Origin of the sequence: Pseudoalteromonas sp. SR44-2 (assembly GCF_014163745.1) — a bacterium.
GTDB classification, from domain to species: Bacteria; Pseudomonadota; Gammaproteobacteria; order Enterobacterales; family Alteromonadaceae; genus Pseudoalteromonas; species Pseudoalteromonas distincta.
On the sequence record NZ_JACJDW010000006.1, the window covers coordinates 1 to 14,921 of the forward strand.

A 14,921-nucleotide genomic window follows, 5' to 3' on the forward strand; every position below is an offset into this window, starting at 1 on the left:
TTCGACCGATGATAGTGTAGCATTTGCTATGTGACTTTCTACCGCTGTGGGCACTACGACATCCTACTGCGTAGCGCACCGACTTCAAATTGTAGAGAGCCCGACTAGAAATAGTCGGGCTTTTTACGTCTGCAGAAAAGTGATTTAGGGATTCCTCTAGAGCGAAGGACTTCTTAGTAAATAATTTGTATCAATCAGCAATAATATTTAATCCATTTGAGGAATTAAATCTGACCCTAACTGCGTTAAAAACCTCAAATATGAAACAACTGAATAACGAATTTTTGCCCTTCTTTTATCGACTCCGCTTAGTTATTGCTCTAATCTCAATTTATAGTCTGTTCCATTATCTCGTTTATAAAATGTGACAGAGTTCGTTTAGGTAAAATTAGAATAATAAGGCTTAATCATGAGTAAAGTTGAAAACCATCCGCATGGTATTTTTTGTTGGTCAGAGCTTTGTACGCACAATTGGAAAGACGGTAAGGCGTTTTATACATCTTTATTTGATTGAGGGCATGACGATCAACCTATTGGAGAGAACATATACTACACCATGCTACAAAAGCAAGGTGATGATATCGCTGCAATGTACGAAATGCCTAAAGAGCAAATTAGTGCAGGTATCCCAAGTCATTGGTTGGCTTACATTGCCGTCGATAATGTTGATGATTGTGCGCTAAAAGCAAAAGAACTGGGTGCTGAAGTTATTGCCGGCCCTCATGATGTTATGAATGCAGGTCGCATGCTTATACTAAAAGATCCAGTAGGCGCAACTGTTGCACTATGGCAGAGGAATGAGCATACAGGTTGTAAGCACTTAGGTGAATTAAATACGCCTTATTGGCATGAGTTAGCAACAAGAGATAGTAAAGTAAGTCGAGACTTTTACTGTGCTTTACTAGGCTGGGAAAGCGAAATAAAGCCTATGGAAGGGATGGACTACATTTTATTTTTAGTCGATGGACAACCAATTGCCGGTATGCTTGAAATGACAAGTGAATGGCCTGATGATACCCCTGCTCATTGGATGATTTATTTTGCAGTAGAGAGTTGCGATGTAATTGTTAGCAAAGCCGCTAGCTTAGGTGGACAAGTATGTGTTCCTGCAACAGATATCCCCGATGTTGGTCGTTTTAGTGTTATATGCGACCCTCAAGGTGCTGTATTTTCGGTGATCGAATCTGTATGGATGACGTTTAAACACAGTTACATTAGCTTTAGCGTTAATTTGCTCGCTAGTTTGATATAATACTCGTCAATTAAATCGTCAGAAAGTGCAGAGAACGCAATGGAATTTGAACAAGATAGTAATTTAACCCTCCCTTTATTTCTATTAGATGAATCATTAAGTAATAGAGACTTAGAGCAGCCTGATTTTGAAATATCAATTGGACTTGATGATGAGTTACTTGCTCAAATTTGCCAGAACCCAAGTGAAGATAGCAGTGTCGCTATTACTGTTAGCGGTTATGAGTTGCTTATAACTAATCCTCTGTACTTAGCTATATTAGATCAAGAGCACGATGCGCAGATAACATTAACGCATGGCCCTCTTTTAAGTATTGTTTTGAATACTGAAGGTCAGAATACATTCGTTTCTCCTCAAATGGATATGATGCCCACCTTTGATTTAGGTGATGAGGACGACGAATGAGAAAAATACTAATAAGTACGATAGTACTCATTATTTTAAGCGGTTGTGCATATTTGGGAAATGCTCACTACGATGATCTTTTTGGACCTGAACAAACACAAGAGAGAATGGTGCCTCATACAACAGGGGCTGGTGCTGATTTTTTACAAAATGTAAAACCTGTACTCGATACCCGCTGCGTAGTTTGTCATGGTTGTTACGATGCACCATGTCAACTGAAGCTCTCATCCCCTGAAGGTATTGACCGGGGGTTGAGTAAAGAGCTTGTTTACGATGGAACTCGTTTATTGGCAACGACCCCAAGCCGTTTATTATTTGATGCAACTAATACTCAGCAATGGCGAGAAAAAAACTTTACGCCAGTGCTAAATGAGCGCGTACAAAGTGAAGAAGCTAACTTAGCGGGCAGTGTGTTATTTAATAGCTTAGTGTTAAAGCAAAGCCATGAATTGCCAGTAAACGAAGTGTTAGGTGATGAGTTTGACTTTTCGTTAGCGCGTTCGCAAACCTGCGCAACAATGGGTGAATTCGATCGATTGGCAAGTGATCAACCTCATGGCGGCATGCCTTATGGTTTACCTGGTGTTTCGCGTGAAGAGTTTAATCATTTACAGAACTGGCTTAAAGGTGGTGGTAAAATGTCACATATTCAGCCACCGAGTAAATATGATCAGAATAAAATAGCGGGCTGGGAAGAATTTTTAAATCAAGATAGCTTAAAGTATCAGTTATCAGCACGGTATATTTATGAGCATTGGTTTTTAGCACATATTTATTTTACTTCAGAAAACCCACAAAGCTTTTTCAAACTAGTTCGCTCAAGTACGCCTCCTGGTGAGGAAATAAAGTTAATTAACACGCGTCGCCCATACGATGATCCTAAAGTTAGCCGTGTTTATTATCGTTTTATGCAAGAGCGTACAACCATACTTTCTAAAACACATTTACCTCTTGAGCTTAATGAAGCTAAATTACTGCGTTTATATGAGCAGTTTATTGCGCCAGATTATACGGTTACGAAAATGCCTAGTTATGAGGCTAAGGCAGCATCTAACCCTTTTAAAACTTTCGAAGTTATTCCAATTAATTCTAAGTATCAATTTATGCTTGATGAGGCAGAGTTAATTATTATGGGCTTTATAAAAGGGCCTGTTTGTCGTGGTCAGATTGCTTTGAATGTTATAAACGATCACTTTTGGGTGGCGTTTGCTGATCCTGATAAGGTTGCGACCCCTGCTGTAGGGGAAATGCTAATGCAACATGAAGAAGCGCTAGAACTTCCTGCTGCAGAGGAAAGTAATGCGTTACCTATTTCTAGCTGGGTTAAATACTCAGTTCGTGAGAAAAAATATTTACAAGCAAAAGTTGAGCTTGCTAACAAAATGTTCAAAGGTGGTGAGCACCTCACAACTGACTTACTTTGGAAAGGTGATGGGCATAATAAAAATGCGGCACTAACTATTTTCCGCCATTTTGATAGTGCAACTGTAGTTAAAGGTTTTATTGGTCAAGAGCCTAAAACCACCTGGATATTAGATTATGCTTTGTTTGAGCGTATTCACTATTTGCTTGTAGCAGGCTTTGATGTGTACGGAAATATAGGCCATCAATTAGTGACACGCCTGTATATGGATTTTTTACGTTTAGAGGGAGAGCAAAACTTTTTAGCATTATTACCTGAGGCTAAACGTAATCAAATCAAAAAGCAGTGGTATCGTAATTCACCACCAGATTTATCTAAGTTCTTTAAAAATAACCGAGAATTTAGTCAGCCAAGTGGTATTAGCTATAAAACTGATGATCCACAGCAGGAGCTATATACTTTGATGAAAGAAGCCTTAGCGCCAGTTTTAAGTGAAAAATACAACTACACTGAAGTGCCAAAGCCGTTAAATGTTGTAAGTAACATGCCAGCAAAAGCGATAAACTTGTTACCTCAGCTTTCTTTTGTACTTGTAAAGCAAGAAGATAATAGCCATAAGGGCTACACTATTATTCATCATAATGCGCACTACAATATATCTAGTTTATTAAACGAAGATGGCCAACGTGCTTATGATGAGGATACCGCGACTATTGTTCCTGGGTTTATCGGAGATTACCCAGCAGCTATTTGGTATTTAAATAACGAGCAGCAAGTAAATGCTTTTGCCGAGCAATTGCCTATGATGCAAATAGAAGCCGATTATGGTGCTTTGAAATCTAAGTTCGGCATTCGACGTACTCATCCACAGTTTTGGCAATATAGCGATATATTGCACGATACAGCTAAAAAGTATCGTGGGATAGAATATGGAATGTTCGATTATAATCGATTAGAGAATCGCTAATATAATTTTACTACTATGGCCCAGCTTGATGCTGGGCTTTTTTATTGGGTATTAATAATTCGCTTAATTATTTTGACTGATTCTTCGTTTTAAAAAATTAGTCTACACTTATATAAAAAAACTGGTTTATACATGTTCAATATTATTAAAAGCGTGAGAACACGTTACCGATGGGCACTAATTGCAATAGCGCTATTAATAAGTGGCTCTGCTTTATTAATGCAGCATAGTTTTTCTGTTCAGAAGTTTGATGCAAAAATTATTAACATCGCTGGTAGCCAGCGTATGCTCTCACAGAAAATTGCTTGGCACAGTAATGCTATGCTTAACATCAGTAATTACTCGCCAGCTCATTCTGAGTCACTTGAGAAGTCCCTCAATACATTTAAAAAGTCCCATCAAACATTATTAACTAAAAACTCTGATGACGAATACATTTACTTAAATCCAGCGTTAGTAGACTTATATTTTGGTGAAACGATAGGGTTAGATAAAGCGGTATTTGACTATATAGAACAAACAGAGCGGCTTTTGTATCAGCAAGGAGAGATAAACCACTCAGTATTTTCTATAAAGCATGTTGAAACGTTATTAACAAAGCTTGATAAGGCAGTGAGCTTATTTGAATCTCAAGCTGTTAAAAAAGTAAATTGGGTCGCCAACCTAGAGATACTATGCTGGTTATTGGCAATGACATTATTACTTATTGAGTTAAGATTTGTTTTTATACCAATGGAAAAAGAGGTTTCAGACACGCTTTTAGAGCTACAAAAACAAAAAGATTTTGTTTATCAAACAAGTCAAAATAAAGAACATTTTATTGCCAGAGCTAGTCACGAATTTAGAACACCTTTACAGGGACTTATTACGTCTATTGAGGATCTAGAGGTTTCTGATAAACAGCAAAGCGTTAAAACCCAAGCTAACTATTGCGCGCTTAGGTTAATAGCCATATTAGATGAATTACAAGACTTGCAGGCTTTAAGTGCAGGTAAATGGGTACCGCATTTAAATGACGAAAACCTTTTAGAGTCGTGTAATAAAGTAGTAATAGCGTACAAGCATGCGTGTAAGCAAAAAGGCCTAAAACTAGTTAGCTCTTTAGATGAATCGTTAAATTGTGTATGTAAATTGGATCATCAACGTTTGCAGCACACACTTACAGAATTAATTAGTAATGCAATTAAGTTTACACAAAAAGGTGAAATTACTGTTTCAGCTAAGCTTTTAAATGATGAAGTTCATTTAACGGTGAGTGACACTGGCAGTGGCTTTTCGAAGAAGATTACCAGTCTTGAATTTGACTCATTTAAACAAACCAATCACTTTCAAGGGTTGAGAACAGGCCTAACCCGGGTTCAATACGTTGTAAAAGCACTGCATGGTGAAATTACTTTTACAAATAATAAAACTCATGGTGCTTTGGTGTCTTTGTATTTACCAGTGACAATAAGTAAAACCCTCCCAACACCTCTTAAAGTAAACAACAAGCTAACGTGTTTAGTCGTTGAAGATAACCCATTAAACACTATGTTATTAACCCGCATACTTAGCTTATTAGGTTTAAGCTATGATTGCGCAGAAAATGGTAAAGTCGCGTGTGATATGGTGAGTGAAAATCAGTACGATATTGTTTTTATGGACCTAAACATGCCAGTAATGGATGGGTTTGAGGCGATTAAAAAAATACGTTCCGATCTTAATAAAGTAATGCCAATTATTGTTATAACAGCAAATACCTCACAAAATGATATAGAGCGAGTTTATGAATACGGAGCTAACCTCCATATTTATAAGCCAATAAGCCAGCAAGCAATTAAAGACGTATTAAATAGTATTAGCGTTGTTAGGGCGTGTTGATCTTTGGTAGTTGAATTTGCAGCAGTATGTTTGGTTTTTAGGCAAGGCAGAGCCTATGTAGTGTGGTTATTCCCCATAGATAGGCGATAACGCAGCATAAATACCAAACATGCGCTGCCCATTGGGTTCTTTCTAGGGGCGATTAACTCTTTGTTGCCTACATGGATGTAGGTAAGGGGCGTGAGCAGGACGCGGAAGCTTTACTCGGTTTTGACTTAGCCCACTAGGTTACCAATCTCGCGCCGCGATTTAATCTTCCTTGGATTGAACAAATTTCAATCCACAAAGATCAATACGCCCTAGTGAAATAAATTAATTTTGCAGATAACAAGCTTGCTAAGCACTTTTAATATACGTTAACTTGCTGTTTTAAGGTTTATTAGGAAAAGTTAGTGCAGTCAATTACGCTTGAGCAATTTAATGGTTACTTACAAGGGCAAGGTAAAAGCCGTTACGATATATGCAACCTAGATTGGCAAGTAAACCTAGGAGAACATTGGTTACTTTTAGGTGCTAATGGAGCTGGTAAATCTGCACTGACAGCTGCGTTAATCGGTGAGGCTAAGTGCGAAAGTGGTAAGCGTATAAGTAGTATTAATAAGCTTATGCTCGTGTCTTCAGATTCGCATAAACAGTTACTAGCTCAAGAATTAGAGCATGAAAAGCACATCCTCGTTAAAGACCTTGTTTTTACAGGGCATAGTAATAATGATGAGTTATTAGCGCAGCTAATAGAGTTATTTAAATTTAGCTCATTACTAAATAGGCATTTTAGAGACCTTTCAACGGGTGAAACTCGTAAACTCCTACTTATAAAAGCACTCAGCTCCCATAGTGAGTTAGTCGTGCTTGATGAGCCATTTCATGGACTCGACGTACAATCTTGCCAGCAGCTCAATAAAATACTCATAGAACTTAGCCAAACTATTACTTTTGTTTTTGTACTAAACCGCCTAGACGAAATCCCTTCATTCATTACTCACTATGGCTATGTAAGCCAAGGTTGCTTGTTACATACTTTAGCAAAGCCAGACAGTGAGCAATTGAGTGATTTACTAAAACTACTTCATTTAGAACATACCTCATTGGATGTGCCATCTCCTGATACCGAACAAGAGCAAAAGGCATTCACCGGTAATACCTTAGTTAAATTGAGTAATGCTAAAGTTAGTTACAGTGATGTAAGCATATTCAAAAATCTCAATTGGACTATAGAAAAGCATCAGCATTGGCAGCTCAGTGGAGCGAACGGTTCAGGCAAAACATGCTTATTAAATTTAATAACAGGTGATAACCCACAGTGTTATAACAATGACATTGAAGTGTTCGGTTTTAAACGTGGGACAGGGGAGAGTATTTGGGATGTAAAACAGCATATTGGTTTTATATCTAACGCGCTACATATGGATTACCGCGTAAGTATATCGGCTTTAAATACTGTTATTTCAGGATTTTACGATAGCATAGGTTTATATCAAAAACCGAGCGACGCACAAATTAATATTGCTCAACAGTGGCTGGCATTTATTGGTTTAAGTGATAAGCAAAATACCTCATTCACCCAGCTATCGTACGGCGATCAGCGTATGCTTTTAATTGTGCGAGCTATGGTAAAACATCCAACGTTACTTGTTTTAGATGAGCCTTGCTTAGGCTTGGATGAAGCAAACAGGCAACGTGTACTGCTACTAATAGAGAAAATTTGTGCTGCTAATACAAGTACTGTGATTTATGTAAATCATCATGCGGCAGACAAAATTAAAGGAATAGAGAATTACTTAAAAATGGAAGACTTTCATTAAAAGCTCAGAGAAAGGTTGAGCGAAAATTCACTCAACCCATTTTTATTTTAAAGACGAGTAACGCTAAAGCCTTTATCTCGAAGTTGTTTAAGTAACCCGTGTTTTTCAGGTAAATGCAAAGCGCCTACAGCAATAAATAGCTGCTCGTTTGCTAAACGCGGTGTGAGTTGTTTAACCCAATTATTATTACGGTTAGTTAGCATTACTTGCTCGCTAATTTCACCGTAATTACTGTCATCAAAACTCATGTTGTAGTAATCGGTTAGTGTGTCCATGTCACCGCTTTTCCACGCATTAACTAACTTGATAAAGTAAGTATTAATATCGGCTAGTTGCTCAAAGGTTTCTTCAATCATTTCATTGCTTAGTAGCGCCATACCATCAAACATTTGTAGTTGTTGCTCTAGGGTTTCAAGCTCGCCAATTTTAATATTATGCTCTTTAGCATAACTAAGCACTTGCTTGTCTATACCGGTTTTATCTGAATATCCTGCATTTTGAAATTCAATTTGCATCATAGTCACCATAACAGCCCAAGGCTTTAAGCCATTAAACATAGCAATATCAATCGACTTTTTAGCAAAGTAATCTTTTAGCTTGGTATAATTTTGCTTTGAAAGCTCAGTTTGCAGTGTTTTACCGTCACTTAGCATCATAAATGGCATTGAGCGCTGTTGCATTTCAAGTGGTGTAAGTTTGCTTATATCAACTTCAACAATCACTTCTTTGCTTGCGCTAATTGCATCGGTTACATTTTTAGGTAAGCCTTTCATGCTGGCATCACCAACGTGTACGGTGCCAAATAAGTAAGAGCTGACGCCATTTTTTTCTATTTTATATAAGGCAGGTGCTGCATAGCTGTTAAAGCTAAATGTTATAAGTAATGCCACAATAAAAAAGTGGCTAACACGGGTAAGAGCATTCATGGTTTGTCCTTAAAATCTCAAAATTAGTAGTGTAAATACTAACCTAAATTTACTTCAGAGGTAACGTTAATATAAACGTTAACGTATTGTTTTCGGTATTACTGGCCGTAATAGTAAAGCCATTTAAGTTACATAAGCTCTGTACAATTGATAATCCTAAACCATGGCGCTGATTATTAGTTCTAGATGAATCTAGCTGATAGAGCGGGTCAAAAATAGCAGTTAGCTGTTCATCACTTAGTGGTTTATTTACTTTGTTACTAACAGAGATGCTCATGTTTGTGCTGTTATTTACGGCAGTTAATTTAATTGGCGCCTCAGGAAGTCCATAAAATAGTGCGTTATCGATTAAGTTACATAAAATGGTACTTAAACTAAATTCGTCAGCATTAAGCGTAAGTTCGCCACTTATTTCGTTATTTAAACGCGTTTTGATACTTGGATGCTTAAAGGTCAGCTCATCAATAATTTGATTTACTAAGTTATTTAGCATGATATTTTGTGCATTCAATTGCATAGCACTACTACTTGAGCGCTGCAATAATAAGAGGTTGCTAACAATTGTTTTCATACGCTGTGAAATATTAAGCACATCACTGGTATAGGTGTCGCTAATGCGTTTATCGTCAGGGTAGCGAATAGCCACCTCTGAGAGGCTTATTAGTTCAGCTATAGGGGTTTTAAGCTCGTGTGCAATGTCGCTTGTTAGGCGTTTTTCATTACTATAGAGTTGCTGATTAACAGTAATAAACTTATTTAGCTCGTTACGTATAGGTTCTATTTCTTCTACTTTAAAGTCGCTTTCTATTGTTTGCGCAACACCGGTAATATCGAGTAACTTAATTTGGTCGTTTAAATTGTGTAGAGGGTGCAGGCCTTTATTTACAATACGTGTCACTAAATAGCGCACACCAAACACACCAAGTACACAGGTTAAAATAAAGACCACATCAATAATAATCAGTACTTTATTAAGTTCGGCTGTCGGCGCTGCGATTGCAAGTGTCATGGTATTAAAAACAGCAGAGTGAGTGGGGTTTCTATCATCTTTTTGGGCTACAAAGTGACTTATAAGTGCGCGACCATCACGTCCGTTAGGAAGCTCGTAATCTATAATTTTAGATTCGTTAATCGGCATTTCTAAAAAAGGCAGGTTAGCATTTTCATAAAGCGCTAATGAGTCCGAGCGCTCAAACACATCACGGCCATGCCATAATTGGTAAAACTCCGTGGCATCGGCTGCTTCATACTCCGACATAAACTCACCAGCAAAATCAAATTCAACCACGTTGTTGTCATCTTCAACTAAGGTTTTTAAGTAGTTAGCTTTATTAGTTAAAGACTGATTAAACTGATCTTCCACCCAAGTATCAACACTTAAATCAACGGTTAAAAATATGGTGAATAAAATAACTGAGATCACGGCGCTAATATTATTAACGAGTTTACGTTTTATTGAGTGATTTTTATTTTGTTGTTGCGACATAACCAAATCCACGTTTATTTTTTATCGGGAGCTCGCCATCAAACTGTCTTACTTTTTTACGTATGGTTGAGATGTGTGCTTCAAGCGCATTTTTAGAGAGCATATCAAACTGACCTACCACCGCTTCACTTATAAGCTCAAGCCCCAATACTCGCTCTGGGGCGTTAAATAAGCATTCTATTATTTTATATTCATTACGCGTGAGCTCAATGGCATGTTGCTTGTAGTGAAGAGTTTTAAGCGAGAGATCTAATACGCAATCACCTACGGTAAGGGTATTTTGTTGATTTTGCAGTGAACCACGACGAAGTAATGCAAGGACACGAGCATGGAGTTCTTCAAACGAAAATGGCTTAGTTAAATAATCGTCAGCGCCTTTCATAAGGCCATTAATTTTATCTTGAGGCTCACTTCGTGCCGATAAAATTAGCACACGGCTTTGGCTATTACTGCTGCGCAGTGCTTGTAAAATACTCATGCCATCAACGCTCGGTAGCATTAAATCAAGTACGAGGAGGTCGTAGTTTCCACTTAGTGCCATACTCAGCCCTTCTGAGCCATCACCAGTTTCATCTACGGTAAAACCAAGGTTGCTAAGGCCAACTTGCAAGCTGCGTCTTAATGCTTCTGAGTCTTCAATAACGAGGATTTTCATGTTTACTCGGTTTATAAAAATAGCCTTGTTACTTTAACAAGGCTTTATTATCAAGTCACTTGGTTAATGATACCAACCATTTGTGTAGGCTAAATTACCTAAGTTCGCATGGGCTAGGGCTTTTTTTACTAGTTGCTCATCGTTTTCACATGGCACAAGCTGGTTATTGCTATACGTATAGGTGGTTGCTGGTTTTTGTGGTTGTAACACCACCACTTTATTATCGTGTATGTAGGCAAAATTTTTGTCGTATTGCATCATTGCGCGTTGTTTGTTGTCGCTAATTGGCTTTGATAAATCATGACCTATCATAGGGTGCTTACCACTTGCGCCAATTAAAGACAGTAGAGTAACAGGAATATCGAGCTGGCTGGCTAGTTGGCTATCTCGTTTATGGGTAATACCTTTACCAAAAATAACGGCCGGAATTTTAAAGTGATCAACCGGTACTAAATTTGAACCCGATACGCGCGAGTCGTGATCGGCAATAACTATAAATACAGTATCATCCCAGTAGCTCGATTTTTTAGCTTTTTCGATAAAGGTGCCTAGTGCGTAATCGGCATACTTGGCAGCATTATTACGGGTTTGTTTTTGTTTATCGTACAGCGTTATTTTATCGTCAGGAAAGTCATACGGGCTATGATTAGAGCTTGAAAATATAAGGCTAAAAAAGGGTTTGTTTTGATTTTTAAGCTTAGTAAGTTCTATATCGGCTTGGTCGTACAAGTCTTCGTCTGATGCGCCCCACGAGCCATTAAAGTCTATTTTTTTAAAGTTATTTGTATCTACGATACTTTTAAAACCGTTGCCTAAAAAGAAGCTGCGCATGTTATCAAAATGGCTTTCGCCACCATAAATGAACTGAGTGTTGTAATTTTGCTTCGCTAAAAAATCAGCAATGGTAAAAAAGTCACGTTGTGATTTATCAAGCTTAACAACTGCACGCGAAGGCGTTGGTGTAAACCCTGTAATTACTGCCTCAATTCCACGTACTGAACGTGTGCCCGTGGCGTATAAATTATCAAACCCCCAGCCTTGTTTATAAAGGGCGTCTATATTAGGTGTAAGCGGTAAACCGCCAAGCGTGCCTACATAACGAGCACCTAAACTTTCTTGTAAAATAATGACTAAATTTTTGGGTTTACCTGTATTACTTGCGCGATGAAACGTTTTTGTAGGGGCGGTTACATCACTAAATGTGCCTTGCGTATTTTGCATGTTACTACGCACAATACTAAGTAATTCATCGGTGGGCATTTTACCGTAATAGTCTTGGCTCGATTGCTCATTAGAAAGTTGCTTAACTGCAAACGCGACGCTATAAAGTGAGTTAAGGGTTAAGTCGTTAAGTAAGTGATCGGTAGAAAACGAGACCATGGCGGGGTTAAGTGGTCTGTGTCCTAATGAGTTGCGGGCGCCAAAAATAGTTAAGCATACTAAAACAAGCGCTAAAATTGATTGATTTAAACCTGTTAGTGATGACTTGCTTTGCCATTGATTGCTAAATATTTTACTTGCAAATTTACAGCTTAAAATAAGTGCTATAACAGCAATAAATACTTCTAACTTATAGCCTGAAAAAATCATTTTTGAGACTTCTTTAGGATAAATTAAATATTCTATAAATAAGCGGTTTGGGCGTAAATCGTACTCGTTTATAAACGTAGGCGTAATCACTTCAAAAAAAACAAGTAAAGCAGACATCCCCACTAAATAAATTTTAATGAGGCCGCGTACTTTATTTTGCCAACCTACGCTTTGCATCAGTAAAGTAAGTAGTAATGCGGGCATAATAATGTAGCTTAGAGTGGCTATATCTACTCTTAACCCACCTATAAATATAGATAACCACGCATGCGATCCAAATACACGCTCCCCTTGCCATACACTTAATCCAAAGCGAGCAAGTGTTAACAAGCTAAGTGCTAAAACAGCAAATACAACAAAAATCCATACAGGGCCAAGTGCATTTTGTATTTTAGGTATAAAAGTTAGCTTTATGCCCATAACACAGCCCACCAAATAAGAGCGGCAATTAGCATAGCTATAAACACGCTTGCAGAGGCTATATCTTTAGCTAGCCCCGAAAGCTCATGGTATTCACTGCCAATTCTATCAACTACAACCTCAACTGCCGTATTTACCAGCTCAGCAAACAATACAAAAAGCAGGCTGGCTATAAGCAGTAATTTATCCTTTAGTGCAATTTCTTGTAGCCACACAAACACACCAAGTAATGAAAACAGTGCTAGCTCTTGTTGAAACGCTGCTTCAAATCGACTCATCCATTTTAAGCCGTTAAAAGAATGGCTTAAGGTAAAAATAAGGCGCATTAAGCCTTGGCGTTTTATAACGGTTTTATTACTCATAGTTTTATTTCGCTTGGTGTTGTTTGGCAGTTAGCAAGTAAATCAAGTGATGCCTGATACGTTTTGCTTTTAATGCCAATTAAATTTAAAAGGGTGTGAAAAATATTGTTGTGTGAGCGCGCAGCGCGGGTGTCTAAATTAGCTAAACAGGTATTAGTAATGCGCTGATTATGCTCATCAGCCCATATATAAAGAGGAACGTGCGTTTGTGTGCTAGGTGCAAAGCTATACGGAAAACCATGTAAATAAGCACCGGCTTCGCCAAGTGATTCACCATGATCAGAGACATATAAAAACTGCTTATCTATGTTGTTTGGCAGCGCTTTTAATTGCTCAATTACCTGGGCGTTAACAAAGTCGCTGTACGCAATTGTGTTGTCGTAGGTATTAACTAATTCATCGAGTGAGCAGTTTTGAATGTCGCTTCTGTCGCACGTGGGCGTAAATTGCTTAAATTTTTCTGGGTAGCGTTTAAAGTAGGTTGGTCCGTGTGAGCCCATCATGTGTAGGACGATAACGGTATTAGCTTGGCTTAAATTAGCGAGTTTGCGCTTAAGTGGAGCAAGAAGTGCTTCATCAAAACAATATTTTCCATCGCAAAGCGCTGATGGGGTGGTTGGGATATCAATGTTAACAACACGGGTGCATACGTTTTTACAGCCGCTGTTGTTATCAACCCACAGTACGTCGCTGCCAGCTTGTTGTGCTAAGTCAACCAGGTTTTGTTGGTTGTCGGCTGCTAATCGATCAAAGTTATCTTGTGTTTGCAGTGAAAACATACACGGCACAGACACAGCAGTAGCGGTGCCACAAGACGCCACATTATTAAAATACGTCACATTATACTTTTGTGTATAAGGGTTGGTGTTGCGCTTATAACCTTGATAAGAAAAGTTTTCTGCTCGTGCGGTTTCGCCAACAACCATAACTGTTACGCTGGTGGTGTTAGGCGTAATGAGAGTGGGTGTTGCATCTATATTTTTAAATTCCATATTGGTATACAGCAGCTGATCGCGCATATATTTATAACCGCTAGAGAGATACTGAAATGGGATGAGTTCTTTTTTCAAAATGCGGTTATTGCGACCAGTGGCTGCGTAATCGGCGTAAAAGTTTACGACCACTAAAGCAATTAGTGAGCAGCACGCTACAATAAGTTTTATACGACTAATTGCTTCTTGGTGAGGGCGGGTAAAGTGTATTTTTACTTTGCTTAATATAAAAACAGGTAGCGCACAAAACAGTAGTAGAAAGCCTATGAGCTGCGGATTTAAATAGCTCAGCGCTTCGCTTGAATCTGTTTCGAACGTGTTTTGAATCATTGAATAGTCAAACACGACGCCGTAATTTAATGAGCCGTAAAGTACGGCACTCGAAATTATCAGTAAAAGGTAGTTAATTGGTTTTAGTAACCACCTAACCGACACTATTGAAAAGAAAATAATTAAAAGGCATAACAACAGCAGTGGCACTGAAAGTAAAAATAGCCATGAAAAAGATGCAAGGGAGGTGATGGCGCTAAACGAACCTTGAATAAAAGGAATGTTTATAACTAAACAGTAATAACAGGCAATCATCACTACAAAGGCATTTGCACTACAGTGAATGTAAAACCGCTTACTACGATTTGGCTTTTTTTGTGCTGGTGTTTGGCTAGTTATGTTCATATTTAGGCTCGTTTAAAATAACAACGCCATGCTATGCAACAACACTTAAGAGTCGCTTAAGAGAACCTACGCATTACCTGAAGGTGATAAATAATTTTATTTATAAAAATATTCTCAAAAATTAATCAAACCTTAAATAAGGGATATAAGAATAGTGAATTTCTGA

Annotated in this window: 10 protein-coding genes and 1 pseudogene; 5 read left to right on the forward strand and 6 right to left on the reverse strand. The window is 38.1% G+C overall.

Annotated elements, in window-relative coordinates:
• Window positions 1-409 precede the first annotated feature (409 nt).
• The 5 genes and pseudogenes from H5115_RS05080 to H5115_RS05100 all read left to right on the forward strand — a co-directional run bounded on the left by H5115_RS05080 (window position 410) and on the right by H5115_RS05100 (window position 7,649).
• Window positions 410-1,252: pseudogene (locus H5115_RS05080) on the forward strand (VOC family protein).
• Between the two features lie 39 nt (window positions 1,253-1,291).
• A complete protein-coding gene (locus H5115_RS05085) occupies window positions 1,292-1,657 on the forward strand; it encodes a hypothetical protein (protein ID WP_002959878.1) in 366 nt (121 codons plus the stop codon).
• Entirely contained in the window at window positions 1,654-3,987 is a 2,334-nt protein-coding gene (locus H5115_RS05090) for a fatty acid cis/trans isomerase (RefSeq protein ID WP_182753982.1), read from the forward strand. The genes H5115_RS05085 and H5115_RS05090 overlap by 4 nt, the downstream gene beginning before the upstream one ends.
• A 132-nt stretch (window positions 3,988-4,119) precedes the next feature.
• The gene (locus H5115_RS05095; protein ID WP_182753984.1) at window positions 4,120-5,847 is read left to right on the forward strand and encodes a response regulator; all 1,728 of its coding nucleotides are present in this window, start codon (window positions 4,120-4,122) and stop codon (window positions 5,845-5,847) included.
• Window positions 5,848-6,239: 392 nt separating this feature from the next.
• A complete protein-coding gene (locus H5115_RS05100) occupies window positions 6,240-7,649 on the forward strand; it encodes an ATP-binding cassette domain-containing protein (protein ID WP_182753986.1) in 1,410 nt (469 codons plus the stop codon).
• A 47-nt stretch (window positions 7,650-7,696) separates the two neighbouring features.
• Here H5115_RS05100 and H5115_RS05105 read toward each other — a convergent pair whose 3' ends face one another.
• From H5115_RS05105 to H5115_RS05130, 6 genes are all read right to left on the reverse strand, one after another.
• Window positions 7,697-8,575, reverse strand: coding sequence for a TraB/GumN family protein (locus tag H5115_RS05105; RefSeq protein ID WP_182672745.1), 879 nt, complete (start codon window positions 8,573-8,575; stop codon window positions 7,697-7,699).
• Window positions 8,576-8,624: 49 nt separating this feature from the next.
• On the reverse strand, window positions 8,625-10,061 hold the full coding sequence (locus tag H5115_RS05110) for a HAMP domain-containing sensor histidine kinase (protein WP_182753988.1): 1,437 nt from the start codon (window positions 10,059-10,061) through the stop codon (window positions 8,625-8,627).
• Window positions 10,042-10,716, reverse strand: a complete 675-nt coding sequence (locus H5115_RS05115) for a response regulator transcription factor (RefSeq protein ID WP_007377292.1) — start codon at window positions 10,714-10,716, stop codon at window positions 10,042-10,044. The genes H5115_RS05110 and H5115_RS05115 overlap by 20 nt, the downstream gene beginning before the upstream one ends.
• Window positions 10,717-10,779: 63 nt before the next feature.
• A complete protein-coding gene (locus H5115_RS05120) occupies window positions 10,780-12,726 on the reverse strand; it encodes an LTA synthase family protein (protein WP_182753990.1) in 1,947 nt (648 codons plus the stop codon).
• A complete protein-coding gene (locus H5115_RS05125; RefSeq protein WP_007377290.1) occupies window positions 12,717-13,088 on the reverse strand; it encodes a diacylglycerol kinase in 372 nt (123 codons plus the stop codon). The genes H5115_RS05120 and H5115_RS05125 overlap by 10 nt, the downstream gene beginning before the upstream one ends.
• A complete protein-coding gene (locus tag H5115_RS05130; RefSeq protein WP_182753992.1) occupies window positions 13,085-14,755 on the reverse strand; it encodes a phosphoethanolamine transferase in 1,671 nt (556 codons plus the stop codon). The genes H5115_RS05125 and H5115_RS05130 overlap by 4 nt, the downstream gene beginning before the upstream one ends.
• Window positions 14,756-14,921 lie beyond the last annotated feature (166 nt).

What these genes read in the sequence shown, in the direction of transcription:
- H5115_RS05085 (WP_002959878.1), top strand. Translation starts at nt 1,292, where the DNA reads ATGGAATTTGAACAAGATAGTAATTTAACCCTCCCTTTATTTCTATTA.
- H5115_RS05090 (WP_182753982.1), top strand. Translation starts at nt 1,654, where the DNA reads ATGAGAAAAATACTAATAAGTACGATAGTACTCATTATTTTAAGCGGT.
- H5115_RS05095 (WP_182753984.1), top strand. Translation starts at nt 4,120, where the DNA reads ATGTTCAATATTATTAAAAGCGTGAGAACACGTTACCGATGGGCACTA.
- H5115_RS05105 (WP_182672745.1), bottom strand. Translation starts at nt 8,575, where the DNA reads ATGAATGCTCTTACCCGTGTTAGCCACTTTTTTATTGTGGCATTACTT.
- H5115_RS05110 (WP_182753988.1), bottom strand. Translation starts at nt 10,061, where the DNA reads ATGTCGCAACAACAAAATAAAAATCACTCAATAAAACGTAAACTCGTT.
- H5115_RS05115 (WP_007377292.1), bottom strand. Translation starts at nt 10,716, where the DNA reads ATGAAAATCCTCGTTATTGAAGACTCAGAAGCATTAAGACGCAGCTTG.
- H5115_RS05120 (WP_182753990.1), bottom strand. Translation starts at nt 12,726, where the DNA reads ATGGGCATAAAGCTAACTTTTATACCTAAAATACAAAATGCACTTGGC.
- H5115_RS05125 (WP_007377290.1), bottom strand. Translation starts at nt 13,088, where the DNA reads ATGAGTAATAAAACCGTTATAAAACGCCAAGGCTTAATGCGCCTTATT.
- H5115_RS05130 (WP_182753992.1), bottom strand. Translation starts at nt 14,755, where the DNA reads ATGAACATAACTAGCCAAACACCAGCACAAAAAAAGCCAAATCGTAGT.